General features: G+C 64.5%; 11 protein-coding genes and 1 tRNA gene. 2 read left to right on the forward strand and 10 right to left on the reverse strand.

Going from position 1 to position 13,968, the window contains the following annotated elements; translation table 11 throughout:
• Window positions 1-51 precede the first annotated feature (51 nt).
• From istB to QZ709_RS01100, 6 genes are all read right to left on the reverse strand, one after another.
• Entirely contained in the window at window positions 52-894 is an 843-nt protein-coding gene (istB, locus tag QZ709_RS01075; protein WP_016495557.1) for an IS21-like element ISAav1 family helper ATPase IstB, read from the reverse strand.
• Complete coding sequence (istA, locus tag QZ709_RS01080; RefSeq protein WP_016495558.1) at window positions 884-2,416, reverse strand: IS21-like element ISAav1 family transposase; 1,533 nt, start codon at window positions 2,414-2,416, stop codon at window positions 884-886. Before istA ends, istB begins: the two co-directional genes overlap by 11 nt.
• An 85-nt stretch (window positions 2,417-2,501) precedes the next feature.
• Window positions 2,502-5,126, reverse strand: coding sequence for a hypothetical protein (locus QZ709_RS01085; RefSeq protein ID WP_294635521.1), 2,625 nt, complete (start codon window positions 5,124-5,126; stop codon window positions 2,502-2,504).
• A gap of 2 nt (window positions 5,127-5,128) precedes the next feature.
• Window positions 5,129-8,083: a DEAD/DEAH box helicase gene (locus QZ709_RS01090; RefSeq protein ID WP_294635522.1), complete on the reverse strand. Its 2,955-nt coding sequence runs from the start codon at window positions 8,081-8,083 to the stop codon at window positions 5,129-5,131.
• A gap of 96 nt (window positions 8,084-8,179) precedes the next feature.
• Entirely contained in the window at window positions 8,180-9,010 is an 831-nt protein-coding gene (locus QZ709_RS01095) for a hypothetical protein (RefSeq protein WP_294635523.1), read from the reverse strand.
• Between the two features lie 443 nt (window positions 9,011-9,453).
• Window positions 9,454-9,529 (reverse strand) — tRNA-Arg (locus QZ709_RS01100).
• A gap of 143 nt (window positions 9,530-9,672) precedes the next feature.
• Between QZ709_RS01100 and QZ709_RS01105 the strand changes: the two genes are divergently transcribed.
• Window positions 9,673-10,206: a c-type cytochrome gene (locus tag QZ709_RS01105; protein ID WP_294635524.1), complete on the forward strand. Its 534-nt coding sequence runs from the start codon at window positions 9,673-9,675 to the stop codon at window positions 10,204-10,206.
• 68 nt (window positions 10,207-10,274) lie between these two features.
• Here QZ709_RS01105 and QZ709_RS01110 read toward each other — a convergent pair whose 3' ends face one another.
• Genes QZ709_RS01110 through purU form a run of 4 tightly spaced genes read right to left on the reverse strand, consistent with a single transcriptional unit; the run spans window position 10,275 to window position 13,260 of the window.
• Entirely contained in the window at window positions 10,275-10,823 is a 549-nt protein-coding gene (locus QZ709_RS01110; RefSeq protein WP_294635525.1) for a DUF2946 family protein, read from the reverse strand.
• A 10-nt stretch (window positions 10,824-10,833) separates the two neighbouring features.
• Window positions 10,834-11,892 carry an alpha/beta fold hydrolase gene (locus QZ709_RS01115; RefSeq protein WP_294635526.1) on the reverse strand — a complete coding sequence of 353 codons (1,059 nt, stop codon included), beginning with the start codon at window positions 11,890-11,892 and terminating at the stop codon, window positions 10,834-10,836.
• Between the two features lie 12 nt (window positions 11,893-11,904).
• The gene (locus QZ709_RS01120) at window positions 11,905-12,363 is read right to left on the reverse strand and encodes a nuclear transport factor 2 family protein (RefSeq protein ID WP_294635527.1); all 459 of its coding nucleotides are present in this window, start codon (window positions 12,361-12,363) and stop codon (window positions 11,905-11,907) included.
• Between the two features lie 12 nt (window positions 12,364-12,375).
• Entirely contained in the window at window positions 12,376-13,260 is an 885-nt protein-coding gene (gene purU, locus QZ709_RS01125) for a formyltetrahydrofolate deformylase (protein WP_294635528.1), read from the reverse strand.
• Window positions 13,261-13,346: 86 nt separating this feature from the next.
• Here purU and QZ709_RS01130 point away from each other — a divergent pair, with 86 nt between their 5' ends.
• Complete coding sequence (locus QZ709_RS01130; RefSeq protein WP_294635529.1) at window positions 13,347-13,967, forward strand: sigma-70 family RNA polymerase sigma factor; 621 nt, start codon at window positions 13,347-13,349, stop codon at window positions 13,965-13,967.
• Window position 13,968 lies beyond the last annotated feature (1 nt).

Here is a 13,968-nt window from a genome sequence, read left to right on the forward strand (position 1 = left end):
TGTTGAATCACGAGCAAAACTGAGCCAGGCGTCACGTCCAAAACTGAGCCACTAAGTTGACGAAGAAATGGACTGTTCGGATGTGGATAAGTCTACTGCGTGATCTGTCTGGGGTGCTCCTTTGGCCGTTTTGGTTCGTGTGGCTCTGATGATCGAAGACGGTTGTGCAGTCGAGTGCCTGAAGCGCCAGCTCTGGTTGCCGGTTTCGACGATGTGGCAGTGATGGGTGAGTCGGTCGAGTAGCGCGGTGGTCATCTTGGCGTCGCCGAACACGCTGGCCCACTCCGAGAACGACAGGTTGGTGGTGACGACCACGCTGGTGCGCTCGTACAGCTTGGACAGCAGGTGGAACAGCAAGGCCCCACCGGCTTGACTGAAGGGCAAATAGCCCATCTCGTCGAGGATGACGAGATCCACGTACATGAGCCGATGTGCCAGTTGCCCGGCCTTACCTTGAGCTTTCTCGGCCTCCAGCAGATTGACCAGCTCGACGGTCGAGAAGAAGCGCACCCGCTTACCATGTGCACGGATGGCATGAACACCCAGGCTTGTGGCAAGGTGTGTTTTGCCCGTGCCAGGGCCGCCCACGAAGACCACGTTGTGGGCTGAGTCGATGAACTTGAACTCGTGCAGCTGACGCACCAGCGCCTCGTCCACCTGCGCCTGATCAAAGGCAAAGCCAGCCAGGTCGCGGTGGTGCGGGAATCGGGCCGCCCGCATCTGGTAGGCCATGGAGCGCACTTCCCGATGTGCACCCTCGGCCTTGATGAGCTGATGCAGCAGGGCTTCGTGGTCGAGCGATTTGAGCCGGGCGATGCCCAGCAGTTCCGGCCAGGCACTGGCCATGCCGTGCAGGCTCAAGCCCTTGAGGCTTGCTGCGATGTCATTGGACATGGTCATCCTCCTGGGACTGGCGCAGGCTGTCGTAGCGCGACACGTCGGCCTGAGGCGGCTCGTGCAGCGTCAGTGAAGGCAAGGCTGCTTCAGGCAGGCTTTGCACGGCTTGGGGCTCCTTGAGCCTGGCCAGCACGTTGAGCACATGGTCTGCGCTCACGCGGCCCGATTGCAGCGCCAACTCCACGGCCACCAGCACGTCATCGAGCCCGTGCAGGGTGATGGCCATGAGCACCTGGGCCATCACCCGGTCGCCGCCAGGGTGGCGAAGCAGGTGCGCTTGCAGATGCTGCAAGGGCTCGGGCATGGTCTTGAAGGGGGCGCCGTTGCGCAAAGCGCCGGGCTTGCGTTCGAGCAAGCTGACGTAGTGCCGCCAGTCGTACAAGGTCTGGCCACGCTCGAAGCTGCGCGGCAGGCTCACCGGCTGTTCTGGCGATTCCGAGTTGGCACCGACCACCACCAGGCGATCGGGATAAGCCCGCACGCTGACACTGGTGTGGGCCCACTCGCATGGCACGCTGTAGCGATTGCGCTGGTAGTGGATCAGCGAGGTGGCTGTGACCCTGGCCATCTGCTCGACATAGCCATCAAATGGCGCAGGGTTGGGCATCAGGTGCGTCTGCTCTTGCTGCCAGACGTCGGCGATCGTCAGCTCTGGCCACTCGGGGTGAGGCAGCTCATGCCAGGCGTCCAGGCAAGCCTGGTGCAGCCACGCATTGAGGCTCTCCAGGTCGGGCCAGCGGCGTTCCGCTGCCTCCATCCAGATGCCACGACGGCGATCCTGCACGTTCTTCTCGACGATACCCTTCTCCCAGCCAGCGGCGCGGTTGCAGAACTCTGGCTCGAACAGGTAGTGACCCGTCATGGCCTCGAAGCGCGCATTGACGGTGCGGCTCTTGCCCTGACCAACCTTGTCGACGGCGGTCTTCATGTTGTCGTAGATGCCCCGGCGCGGCACGCCACCAAAAGCCGCAAAGGCTCGGGCATGGGCGTCGAACAACATCTCGTGGGCCTGGCTGAAATAGGCGGTGAGCATGAAGGCCCGACTGGCCGCCAGCTTGGTGTGCGAAGCCTCCAGGCGTTTGCGCAGGCCGCCCACGAACAGGTACTCGCAGCTCCAGTCGAACTGGAAGGCCTCGCCCATCTCGAAACTCATGGGTACGAAGGCCATTCGGGTTGGCGCGTCGGACTGTGCCTGCTGCCAGCGCTTGGCGAACTCATAGACCGGGCCTCGGCTGCCAGGGTAGCCCACGGCCTGCAGTGCCCGGAACATGGCCTTGATGCCACGGCGCTCGCGCTTGTTGCGGTGGCTGTCGGCCTTTAGCCAGGTGGCCAGCTGTTCCTTGTAGGGATCGAGAACGCTGGGAAGAGAGGCCCGCTTGGGGTAGCGGGGCTCGACCATCTCGTCGGCCTCGAGCCACTTGGCGGCTGTATTGCGGGAGATGCCCAGCCTTCGGCTGGCTTCGCGCACGCTCAGGTGGTCACGGTGGACCATGCGGCGCAATTTGCTCAATGTGCTCACGTTGATCACTCCTGCACCCCACTGCTGCAAAAAACAGCAGGGTAGGTGGATAACGTGGCTCAAAATTGGGCGTGACGGATGCCCTTTAGTGGCTCAGTTTTGCTCGTGATTCAACATGCTGGGCGGCGGGGGTGTCGGCTGCCGCATCGGCAGGGTGCCTGCCTGCGGTGCGGGGCCACACGTCCAGCGTGTCTTCGGTGCGGGCGCGGTCGCGGGCCAGGGCGGCAGTGTGCTCGGCCCACAGGGCCTCGACCAGCTCACTGAGCTGTTGCAGGCGGGCCAGCTCATGATTCTGCAAGGGGGTGCAAAAGGCCTTGCGCCAGGCTTTGAGGCGCTCGAAGTCTTGGGGGTAGAGCTTCTTGGCGTCTTTGTCGGCGTAGTCGGCCATGCCGGGGTCTGGCAACAAAAAGTGCCAGATCTCGTCGGCCCGGCGCGGGGCGGCGGCGCTCACGCGGCGGGGGGCTTCTTCGTGCCAGGCGGGCTTGGCGCCTTTGAGCAGCGAGGCGGCGTTGAACACCTGGTGCCAGGCGCCGATCAGGCTGTTGCCGGCAAAGAGCTGGTAGCCAAACCAGGGCACTCGGGCGGGCAAGGGCTGGCCTTGTTCGTCTTGCTCGCCATAGATGGCGTTGAGCCAGATGGACACCTCAGCCAGCTCCACGGCCACGGGGTTCAAGTCCACGCCAAACACATTGCGGTCGGCAATGTACATGCGCACCTTTTGCAGCTCTTGCGGGTATATGTCGTGCGGGATGCGTTGCTTGAGCTCGGCCTGCTTGCGCTCCAGATAGGCCTCGGCCAGTTGGTTGACGGCTTCGTTCAAGAAGGCCGCGCTGCCCATGGCGGGCTCGCACACCGTGAGGGTGAGGATGTCATCGGCCCCGCGCACGCGCTCGCTGGCCAGCAGCTCTTTGAGGGCGTATTTCACCAGGCACTGGGTGAGCACCTGGGGGGTGTAGTAGCTGGCGCTTTTCTGGCGGTCGCGGCCGGCCAGGCGGTAGATGAAGCTGCCCTTGGGGTGCATGCGCAGCTTGCGCTTGCCGTCCACCACGTCATGCACTTTTTCGTCGTCTTTGTAGTGCTCGATGCGGCTGCGGGGCACGAACCAGGCGTTGTCCAGCTTGTCGGCGTCGCTGTCGGAGCTTCCGCCTCGTTTGGCGGGGGTGTCGGCGTCCTGGTCGTCGTCATCGTCACCCGCGTCGCCACCCTCGTCGTCACCCGCGCTGCGACCGCCCTTCTTGGGCGCGGGCTTGACTTCGTACAGGTCTTCTTCGGCAAAGAAGCCGCGGTAGCTCAGCAGGGCTTCGTACACGGCGCCCAACTGGTTGATGGACAGCAGTTGGTAGCTGACGCGGCCACTGCGTCGGCCCTTGCCCGAGCCTTTGCTGAGCGACAGCAGCTTGATCACCCGCTGCCACACCTCGTTGGGGAACTTCACCTTGCCCAGCAGGGGCATGGTGGTGTCGTCAAACAGGCGGCTGTCGAGCGGGGCCAGGGCAAAGGTGTCTTTGGCACCTTGGGGCGTGGTTTGGTCTGCGTCGCGCAGACTGTGTTGCTGGGGGTGCAGGCCGCAGCCTTGGGCCACCAGCTTGAAGAGGCGGCGCAGGGTCAGGTCAAAAAACAGGCCTTCGCGGGCCTGGGGCGTGGGCAGGGGTTGTAGTTCCAGATCACGCAAGCTCTCAAGGCTGTAGCCCTTGAGGTAGACCTCGCTTTTCTGGATGGGCACATAGCCCAGCTCGGGCCGCGCCTCGATGTAGAACATGAACAACAGCCGGTACACCATGCGCAGGCATTCCAGGCTGAGCTGGCTGGCATCCAACTTGTACTGGCCGGAGTAGATGCTCTTTTTGCTGCCGCTGGCTTGCTCGTCCAGCTGGCGGGCGGCTTCGTTGCCCAAGATCTCGATGGCCTCGCGCAGGGCGTATTTGAGGTCTTCGCTCACGCCAAAGGCGTGTTTGTGGGCGTTTTCGTCCAGGCTTTCGAGCAGGCTGCTGCCCTCGCCCGGGGCCAGGCTGTCGTGGTGCAGCAGGGCGGCGCAGGCTTTGAGGGTGTCGGCGTCTTTGCGGTCGAGGATGTCGGCCCAGTTGAAGCGCAGGGCACGGTTGTTGGGCCACTTGTAGCGGTCGAGCAGCAGCCATTCGTCCAGGCCCAGCAGCAGCACGTGGCGCGGGGGCTGGTCGCCACCGAACACGGCGTCAGACACGTTGTCGGCCCAGGTTTGCTGGCGCAGCTCGGCAGGCACAGGCTCGCTGCCGTAGTGGAAGGCGGTGAGCTGGTGGTCCAGCAGGTCTTCGTCTTCCTTGCTGGGTTGGTAGGCCGGGATGATGGCCAGGCGCTGGCCGTGCAGCTGCCACACGGGCAGGGGCAGGCCGGGGGCCAGTTCGTGCAGCACCAAGGTGCTGGGGGGCTGAGGGTAGCCCAGGGCTTGCAGCAGGCCAGACTGTATCTGCATGAAGGCTTGCCAGCGTTCGTGCTCGTCGCGGCCACGTTGCACCTGGCCGCGCAGTGAGAACCAGCGCTGGGCCCAGGCTTGCAGGCGTTTGTGCGGGGCGCGGTGGGCTTCATCGCCGGGGTGCTGGGCTTCTCCGCCCTCCCAGGCTTCGAGGCGGGCCTTGATGTCGCCCTTGAAGACTTCAGCCAGGTAGTGGTGGCTGTAGAACTCGTTTTCGTTGGTGATGCCAGCGAAGGTTTGAACGGCGTCGAGTACGGGCATGGTCAGGCTCCCACGGGGATGAGAGCGGCTTGCGGGTGGCAGACACCGGCCAGCACCTGGATCCAGGGTTGGGGCTCGGTGGTGAGGGTGTCTTGCACCCACTGGCGGTAGTCGTCAAACACGCGGTTGATTTGTTGGCTGCGCTGCTCGAAGCGGCCACGCTTGACGGTTTCGAGTTGCTTGTCCAGCTCCAGCGTGAGCTGCTGCATCTGTGCACCTTGCAGGCGTTGCAGCTCGGCCAGGGTGCCTTCCAAGCGTTGGCTGAGTTGGGCTGAGAAGGCTTGCTGTTGTTGCACCATGTGCTGTCGCATGGCCTCGACAGCTTGGGGCAAGGTTTGTTGCATGGTGGCTTGCAGTTGCGCCAGTTCAGGCGTGGCGCCCCGGTTGGGCAGGCCACCGGCCTTGATGCCAGCACGCTGCACAAAGGCATCAAAGGGCTGCAGGGTGAAGGGGCCGTTGCCAATGCAGCAGGCCACTTGCCATTCCACCAGCAAGGGCTGGCCTTTGCGGTTGGGCACCAGGCTCATCATGATGAAGGCCTGTTCATTGGCCGCCAGCTTGTGGCTTTGCAGCAGGGGGGCCTTGTGGCGGCCAAAGTGCGTAAGCACCCGGTCACCAATCCAGTCCATGATGGGGTGCTGGGGCCAGAGGTAGTGCAACTGCGGCCAGGATTCTTCTTCCGCGCGGGCTTGCCGGGCAGTTTCGATGGCGGCCATCATGCGCTGCGGGTTGGCACACAGCGAGTAGTGATCGTTGTCAGCCTGTACTTCGCGGGGCAGTTGCTTGAGTCGCTCTTGCAGGTCGCGCGGCGCAGTGATGGCGATGATCTGCTCGGCATCGTGCGGCACCCATTGGCACAGGGTCTGGCCCTGGTTGAGTTGGGTCAGCGCTGTTTTGGCGTAGTGGTAGTCGCTGTCAAACAGGGAGCTGGGGGCTTCGATCTGGCTCAAGCTGCTGGGCTTGGGCTCTGCTGCCTGCCCCGCTGAGGCGGAGGGCGCGCCGTTGCCAAACAGCTCCATCAACCAGTCACCGTCGTTGTCGGTGTCGTCCGCAGCGGCCTGGTCCATGTTGGCTTCGACCTGCTCCGGCGTCAGGCCGCTGGCCATGAAGTCGGCCACCTTGTCGGCCTCCTTGTCGGGGTCGAACACGTTGAGGAAGGCAGAAGGGTCGCCCAGGTTCAGGTAGGCCTGGTCGTCTTTGCGCTGCAGCACTTCGAGGGTGCGCAGGTCGCCCTTCACCTTGTCAGTGACTGACTCGGTGAACAAGTACACGATCTGGGGCTGGTGCTTCTGGCCATAACGGTCTACCCGGCCGTTGCGCTGCTGGAAGACCATCAGCGACCAGGGCAAATCAAAGTGAACCAGGCGGTGACAGAAGTAGTGCAGGTTCAAGCCTTCGCTGGCCACATCGGAGCACAGCAGCACACGGATCGGGTCTTCCAGGCGGCCGAAGCGATCGACCAGTTCTTGCTGCTCGGTGTCGGCCATCTGGCCGTGCAGCACTGCCACCTGGTTGGGCTTGAGCTTGAGGTCCTGGCTGAGTTGCTTTTCCAACCAGCACAGGGTTTCAATGCGCTCAGAGAAGATCACCAGGCGGTCGCCCGCGTTGTTCACCTGCCAGGCAAAGTCAGCCGAGCGCAGTTGCTCCAACAGGCGCTGGTACTTGCTGAACTGCTTGGCGGTGGGGTCATCCACCAGCGGTTGCAGGGTGGCGGCCAGTTCTTGCAAGGCCTGGGCCTCATTAACCTCTTCAGGCGTGGGGCTGGGTTTGCCTTCGAGCAGTTTGATGCGCTTGAGCGTGCTTTCCAACGCGGCGGCAGGGCTGCTGAACAGGGCCTTTTGCATGCCCACGCGTTGCAGCTCTTGCTGGCGACCGGGTCTGTGTTGACCGCTCTGGGTGAAGGGCACCTCAAGCAAGGCGCGGTAGGCGGCCTCTTCCTGGGCACTGGCGGCGTGGCGCAGGCACAGGGTGTGACGCTCTTGAAAGTCAAACTGAACCTGGTCCTTGATGTCCTTCTTGAAGCGGCGGATGACCAGGCCCTTGCTGCGGAAGTCTTCAGGCGTGTAGTGGTCGGGGTCGGAAATGGCGGTCGGGTCCAGCAGGCTCATGAGCGACGCGAAGCTGCGGGCGGAGCCATCGTGCGGCGTGGCCGACAGCAGCATCAGGGTGTCTGAGCGATTCGACAGCAGTCGGGCCAGGCGGGCACGGCGCGACAGGCCGGATTCACCCGCGCGTGCGGCCACGTTGTGGCATTCGTCGATGACGATGATGTCCCACCAGGCGTTCTCAAGGTAGTTCCGGTATTCCAGGTTGTTCTTGAGCGTGTCGATGGAAATGATGCTGCGATCGAAGTAGTTGAACGGGTTGTGGTTGGCGGGGATGCGGTTGCGCACGCGCGCCAAGCCAACCGAGTCCAGACGCACCAGGGGGATGGAGAAGCGGCTCCACCATTCTTTCTGAAACTGGGTGAGCATGGCCTTTTGCGTGACCACGAGGATGCGCTTGCCGCGTCCGCGCTGGATCAACTCGGTGGCCAGGATGCCGGCTTCCAGTGTTTTACCCAAACCCACGGCATCGGCGATCAAGATGCGAGAACGAGGTTGCTTGAGCGCCTGCAAGGCCGGGTCAAGCTGGTAGGGCACGACGTTCATGACCCCACGGTGGCCAAGGTGGATCTTCTCGTCATTGGCCACGCCGCGGCGGCGTAGGCTTTCAAGGTAGAGAACAGTGGCGTTGTAGGTGGGGCTGGTGTCGGGCACCAGTTCGGTCTCGGCCGGGTCCAGCACCTCGATGGCGTCTTCGAGCGAGGTCAGGAACAGGGCCGACTGGCCGCGAACCAGGTCAGAAATGCCGTCGCAGGTGAGCAGGTAGCCGCCATCTGTTGATGGGTCAACGCGGCGGATCAGCCATTCTTCGTCGCGGATGACGGCGCGTGCGCCGGGGGCAAGCGGGGGCATCAAACGTCCCATGGTTATTTGTGAATGCAAAATGTAACCAACGACAACGGCGCGCCGCCGCATCATGCATGGCGCACCTTCATGTACGGGGTGGCATCAGTCCAGGCCTCTGGCCATACGATACTTTTGGTGGATCCCTCGCAACTCCTCGATCGACAGCGTTTGCCCGCGCTTGCGGTGGAGCATCGCGTGGCAATTCGGGCAAACGGGGCGAAGATCTGCGACAGGGTCGACCTCATAGTCGACCCCGATCACGTGCAAGGGCTTGAGATGATGGACATGAATGAAGCCTTTACCCAGTTCTGAGCCGTAATGCAGCTCAAAATGCACGTCGCAAACGGCACAGGCGTACCCGTGGTGCTCAATGCAACGACGACGGGCCTCAGCGCTCCGCTCGTACGCGTTGACCAGAACCGTCTTGGTCGCGCCTTCTTTCAGTGGCGCCTGGTCCGGTTCGATCTCGTCTGCACCCACAAAATCCTTTGCGGGGGATCGCTGCTCAACCAGTTTCTGCAACGCTTGGGCCACTTGGGGCGGGAGCAACTTTCCAGTGCTGCGTGACTGCCACTCACCGCAAACCAGGTCGCCTTGGAGCAGCTCATGGCGAGGCACGAGGGGCGCCTGGGTAGAGCCGCAGATGTGATCGAACCGGAGTTGCACGAAATCGGCGACCGTTCCTTTAGCCTGCTCGGCAGGGTCGAAGTGAGGCGCCTGAAAAGGTGCACTGCCCACGCGCCCGAACCCCACAATGCCCGGGGATGCGGCCCCGCACCTCAAGAGGAAAAAAGCGTCTCCTGCGCCAATGCGCTTGAGGTTGGCTTTACACATCCACCGCACAGATTCACCAGAACGTGCTCGCGCAACGGAATCGTCAAACAAATGCGGGGGCCAGTCTTCGGGGCCCCAGCGAAACAGATAATGCGACATGAAAATTGTGATCCAGCTTTTTAAGGAGCAGTTTGCCTGCGGCAAAGCTCATTGGATGAGCCACAGCTGCCGGCGTTGCCTTAAAGCAGCGAAAACTGAATCGTTGGGGAGCCGGGCACGGGCACCGCTGTTTAAACGCGTGGGATGCCAGCCGGCAACCTCTTGAGCCGGGCGCTCTGACCTGGCGCTTCTCGGCGGCCTCCGCCACGCTGATGTGGCCGGCCTCACGCCGCAAGGCAACCATTTGCTCTTCGGCGAACCCGCTCTTTCTCGTGGGCTCCAGGCGGAGGTCGGAGCCATCTTCCCCGGAATCAGTGGCACAAAGAAACGGGGCAGGTCACAGAGATCCGCCGCAATTGCCAAATCACAAGGGTACGGTCCGTGTAGAAACCGTATCGCAAAGAAAAAAGCACCTGGCCGCGGAGCTAGGTGCCTGATCTGTGTGGCGCGCCCGGCTGGGATCGAACCAGCAACCCCTGCCTTCGGAGGGCAGTACTCTATCCATTGAGCTACGGGCGCAGCGTTTTTGCATTCTAGCAGGTCGCTCGAGGCGCTTCCGGCGAGACTTGCGCTCCAACTATAATCCAACGTTGCCGTGAGCACGGGTACGTTCCCTGCACACGTTGACGCCCCATCAACCCTGCGCCATCGCCTGCACCCCCATGAGCCAGAATCAAGAAAACGGCCACGAAGGCCCGATCCAGACGCCCCAGCAACTCATCGCGGCCGTGGTGGCAGCTTTCGTGGTGCCTGTGGCCATCATCGCCTTGCTGGTGAACTACGTGTCTTCGGGCCACAAGGGCTCTGCTGGCAGCGATGCGCTCACCGCCCAGGCCACGTCCGAGCGGATCATGCCCGTCGGCACGGTCGAGATCAAATTGGCTTCGGCCAACACCGGCCCGCGTTCGGGTGAAGAAGTGTTCAAGGCCCAGTGCGCCAGCTGCCACGGCTCGGGTGCCCTGGGCTCGCCGAAGTTCGGTGACGCGGGCGCCTGGGGCCCCCGCGTGGGCAAGGGCTATGACACCCTGCTGGGCCATGCCCTGAAGGGCTTCAACGCCATGCCGCCTCAGGGCGGCGGCGATTTCAGCGACTATGAAGTCGGCCGCGCCCTGGTCTACATGGTCAACGGCAGTGGCGGCAAGATGGCCGAGCCGGCTGCTCCGGCTGGCGCCGCCAGCGCCCCGGCCGCCCCCTGAGGCTGCTCAGGCGTCGCGTTCGCCCCACAGACAAACCGGCTCCCGCGAGCCGGTTTTTTTGTGCCTGATCAAGAAACCTGTGCGGGCGCCCGCGGCCTCAGGCAGTAGCCATGGCGTGCCGGCAACTCGGCAAAACAGACCTCGGTCAATTCAGGCCACACACCTGCTTCGATGGCGTCGGCTGCTGCATCCATGTCCAGCGAGCGCACAATGCCCAGCCCCATCGGGGTCGACAGGAACAGCCGACCGTGTTCGTCGGTCATCGCGGCCTCGACGGCGCCGGGCGCCACGCCTGTGTGAGTCAGGACGCTGAAGCTGCCGTCCAGCGCCCGCTGCACCCCCAGCACCAGGGGCGCGGCCTCCAGCGTGACGTACACCCGCTGTGGGCCGTTCTGGAAGTACCAGGCGCCCTGCTCGTCGTGCTCGTAGTTGCGGTGGATGAAGTCCTTGAGCTTGTCGTGCGTGATGCGGCTGCCCTTCACCTCGGGAAAGGGCCCGGCAGCCTGGATGCGGTCGTCACGCATGTACCAGTCGCCGCGCGCGTCCAGCGCCAGCCAGTCATAGCAGTGCGGCACGTTGGGCCACTTTTTCAGGGCGGCCTTGACGATGTCGTCCATGGGGTTCTCCTCAAAGATGGCTGCGCAGCCAGCGGCCCACGGCCTGGGGCAGATCGGCCACATGGCCGGGAAAACGCCCCGACGGAAAGCCGACGTGGCCGCCTTCATGGGGCTGCCACAGCGTCACGGCCGGCCCCACCTCACCCGAGGTGGGCAAACAGGATGCCGGCACGAAGGGATCGTTGCGGGCGTTCAGCACCAGTGCCGGCACATCGCGCATGGCCTTGAGGCCGGGCTTGGCCGAGCAGCGCGCCCAGTAGTCCTCGGTGCTGGCAAAGCCGTGCAGGGGAGCCGTGAAGACCTGATCGAAATCGTAGATGTCGCGGGCGCGGCGCATGGCCTCGGCGTCGAACAGACCGGGAAACAGCTTGAGCCGCTCCATGGCCTTGGGCCGCATCGTGCTCAGGAACATGCGCGTGTAGACCACGCGGTTGAAGCCGCGGCCGATGGCCTGCCCACAGGCGGCCAGGTCGATCGGAGACGAAATCGCCACCACGGCACGCACCCGGCGGGCGGCCTCGGCACCCTGCTCCTGGGCCCAGCGCAGCAGCACATTGCCGCCCAGCGACACGCCCACGGCCAGCACCGGTCCGGCGTGGCCGGCACACAGCCGCTGCAGGATCCAGTCCACTTCTTCGTGGTCGCCGGAATGGTAGGCCCGCGGGCGCCGGTTCACTTCACCCGAGCAGCCCCGGAAGTGCGGCACGGCGTAGTCCCAACCCTGTGCATGCGCCCAATGGGCAAAGGCGCGCGCGTAATGGCTTTGCGACGAGCCTTCCAGGCCGTGGAAGAGCACGAGCAGCGGCCTGGCCGCCTGGGCCGCCCCGAGCGACGCGCTCCCGCCCAAGGCCCCAGCCGGCGAGGCGGCGGACACGCGGGGCTCGGCCGGATGAAAGTCGACGTCGACAAAGTCGCCATCGGGCGCATCCCAGCGTTCGCGGCGGTAGTGCACCGGCAGGCGGCTGCCCTCGTGGTGCGTGGCGCTGTAGAGGGCCGGCCAGATGGTCTGCACGTTGCCGGCCACCGGACCATGGCCCGCCAGCCATCGGGGAGCGCGGTATTGCAGCATGGGTGCGCCCGGTCAGTGCAGCACGCCGCGAGGCTCGACGATGTCGGGCAGCTCCTGCGACAGGCCCGGGCTCGCGTGGTGGGCCACCATGCGCCAGCCCTGCTCGGTGCGCACGTACACGTTCGTGGCCATCACATAGGCGGTCTGGGGCCCTTCCGGGGTCACCGCCCGCACCAGCTCGGTCACGTGGTGCACGGCCATGTGGGCCTGCTCCAGGCGGCGCACGTGGTGCACGGAGATGTCGATCGGACCCTGCGTCAGCACGGCCTCGAACGCCGCGCGCACGGCGACCGGGCCGACCACGCGGGGGCCGCCCGGGTGCACGCAGGCGATCTCCTCGTCGTCGGCCCACACCGTCATCAGGCGCACCAGATCGCCCTGTTGCAGCGCCTCGTAGAAGGTCGCCTCGGTGTCATCGGCCGAAGCCATCAGGGCGGCCTGGCTGGCCTTGCGCGCGCGGGGGTCGTTCATGCGGTCAGGGGGTCACTTGAAGACGACGGTCTTGTGGCCATTCATCAGCACGCGGTGCTCGGTGTGCCATTTCACGGCACGGGCCAGCACCACGCACTCGACGTCGCGGCCGACGGCGGTGAAATCCTCGGGGCTCAGGGTGTGGTCCACCCGTTCCACATCCTGCTCGATGATCGGGCCTTCGTCCAGATCCGCGGTCACGTAGTGCGCCGTCGCGCCGATCAGCTTCACACCGCGGTCATGCGCCTGGTAGTAGGGCTTGGCGCCCTTGAAGCTCGGCAGGAAGCTGTGGTGGATGTTGATGGCGCGGCCCTGCAGGAACTGGCAGAACTCGGGGCTGAGGATCTGCATGTAGCGCGCGAGCACGACCAGGTCGATGCCCTCCTGCTCGACCAGGGACTCGACCTGACGCTCCTGCTCGCGCTTGACCTCGGCTGACGAGCCCGTGGGCAGCGGCAGGTGGTGGAAGGGGATGCCGTAGCTGGCGGCCAGTCCGGCGTAATCCGGGTGGTTGGAGACGATGGCCGGGATGTCGACGTTGAGCCAGCCCGAGCGCCAGCGGAACAACAGGTCGTTGAGGCAATGGCCGTGCTTGCTGACCATGACCAGCAGGCGAGGCTTGCGGTTGAGCGCATGGATGCGAGCCGTCATGCCGAACTGCTGGCGCACATTCGCGAAGAAGCGGTCGAGCGTGGCGGTGTCGGCCAGGTGGTCGGGCGCGGCAAAGTGCACGCGCATGAAGAACAGGCCGGTGCTGTCTTCGCTCTGCACATCGCCGAACTGCTGCGAGTCGATGATGTTGCAGCCGGCCTGGTAGAGCAGGCCCGACACGGCGTGGACGATGCCCTTGGTGTCCTGACAGGACAGGGTGAGAACGAATTCGTGCGGCGTCTTCATGATGGACCGGATTGTAGAAGCCCGTTCATGACGCGTTCTGTCACTTGTTCCTAGAATGCGCGCACCGCCCTGCCGTACGAGGAGCCATGCCGTCATCCGAGCCGTCCGCCCGCCAGCAGATGCTGGCCGCCCTGCTCTCGCGCGTCGCGCTGGGCGACCGTGTGGCATTCGACACGCTTTACCGCGAGACCAGCGCGCATCTGCTGGGCGCCATCCTGCGTATCCAACAGGACCGGGCCCAGGCCGAAGACGTGCTCCAGGAGGTGTACGTCAACGTGTGGCGCGCGGCACAGAGCTTCAACGCCTCGCTGAGCCAGCCCTCCACCTGGCTGGGCAGCATCGCCCGCAACCGCGCGATCGACAGCCTGCGCCGCCGCCAGACCGAGCCGCAGACCGTGAGCCGCTACCAGGCGGCCCAGGGCCCGGACGAGGACGACGTCGACATGCTGAACCACCTGCCTTCGGATGAGCCCGGCCCGCTGGACCTGCTGGAACAGGCCAGCGAGGCCCGCGCCTTGAAGGACTGCCTGCAGACTTTGAGCGGCGACCAGCAGCACGCCCTGGCGCTGGCCTACTACGAGGGGTTGACCCATGCTGAGGTGGCCCAGCAGATGGCGCAGCCGCTTGGCACCGTCAAGAGCTGGGTGCGCCGGGGCCTGCAAGGCCTGAAGAACTGCCTGGAGCGGGCCTCGCTGGCCCTGAGCTGAG

This window comes from uncultured Aquabacterium sp. (assembly GCF_913773725.1).
Taxonomy (GTDB): domain Bacteria; phylum Pseudomonadota; class Gammaproteobacteria; order Burkholderiales; family Burkholderiaceae_C; genus Aquabacterium.

Excerpts from the sequence above, each read along its gene's own strand:
- QZ709_RS01085 (WP_294635521.1), bottom strand. The coding sequence starts at position 5,126 with ATGCCCGTACTCGACGCCGTTCAAACCTTCGCTGGCATCACCAACGAA.
- QZ709_RS01095 (WP_294635523.1), bottom strand. The coding sequence starts at position 9,010 with ATGTCGCATTATCTGTTTCGCTGGGGCCCCGAAGACTGGCCCCCGCAT.
- purU (WP_294635528.1), bottom strand. The coding sequence starts at position 13,260 with ATGAAGACGCCGCACGAATTCGTTCTCACCCTGTCCTGTCAGGACACC.
- QZ709_RS01115 (WP_294635526.1), bottom strand. The coding sequence starts at position 11,892 with ATGCTGCAATACCGCGCTCCCCGATGGCTGGCGGGCCATGGTCCGGTG.
- QZ709_RS01105 (WP_294635524.1), top strand. The coding sequence starts at position 9,673 with ATGAGCCAGAATCAAGAAAACGGCCACGAAGGCCCGATCCAGACGCCC.
- QZ709_RS01090 (WP_294635522.1), bottom strand. The coding sequence starts at position 8,083 with ATGCCCCCGCTTGCCCCCGGCGCACGCGCCGTCATCCGCGACGAAGAA.
- QZ709_RS01110 (WP_294635525.1), bottom strand. The coding sequence starts at position 10,823 with ATGGACGACATCGTCAAGGCCGCCCTGAAAAAGTGGCCCAACGTGCCG.
- istB (WP_016495557.1), bottom strand. The coding sequence starts at position 894 with ATGTCCAATGACATCGCAGCAAGCCTCAAGGGCTTGAGCCTGCACGGC.
- QZ709_RS01120 (WP_294635527.1), bottom strand. The coding sequence starts at position 12,363 with ATGAACGACCCCCGCGCGCGCAAGGCCAGCCAGGCCGCCCTGATGGCT.
- QZ709_RS01130 (WP_294635529.1), top strand. The coding sequence starts at position 13,347 with ATGCCGTCATCCGAGCCGTCCGCCCGCCAGCAGATGCTGGCCGCCCTG.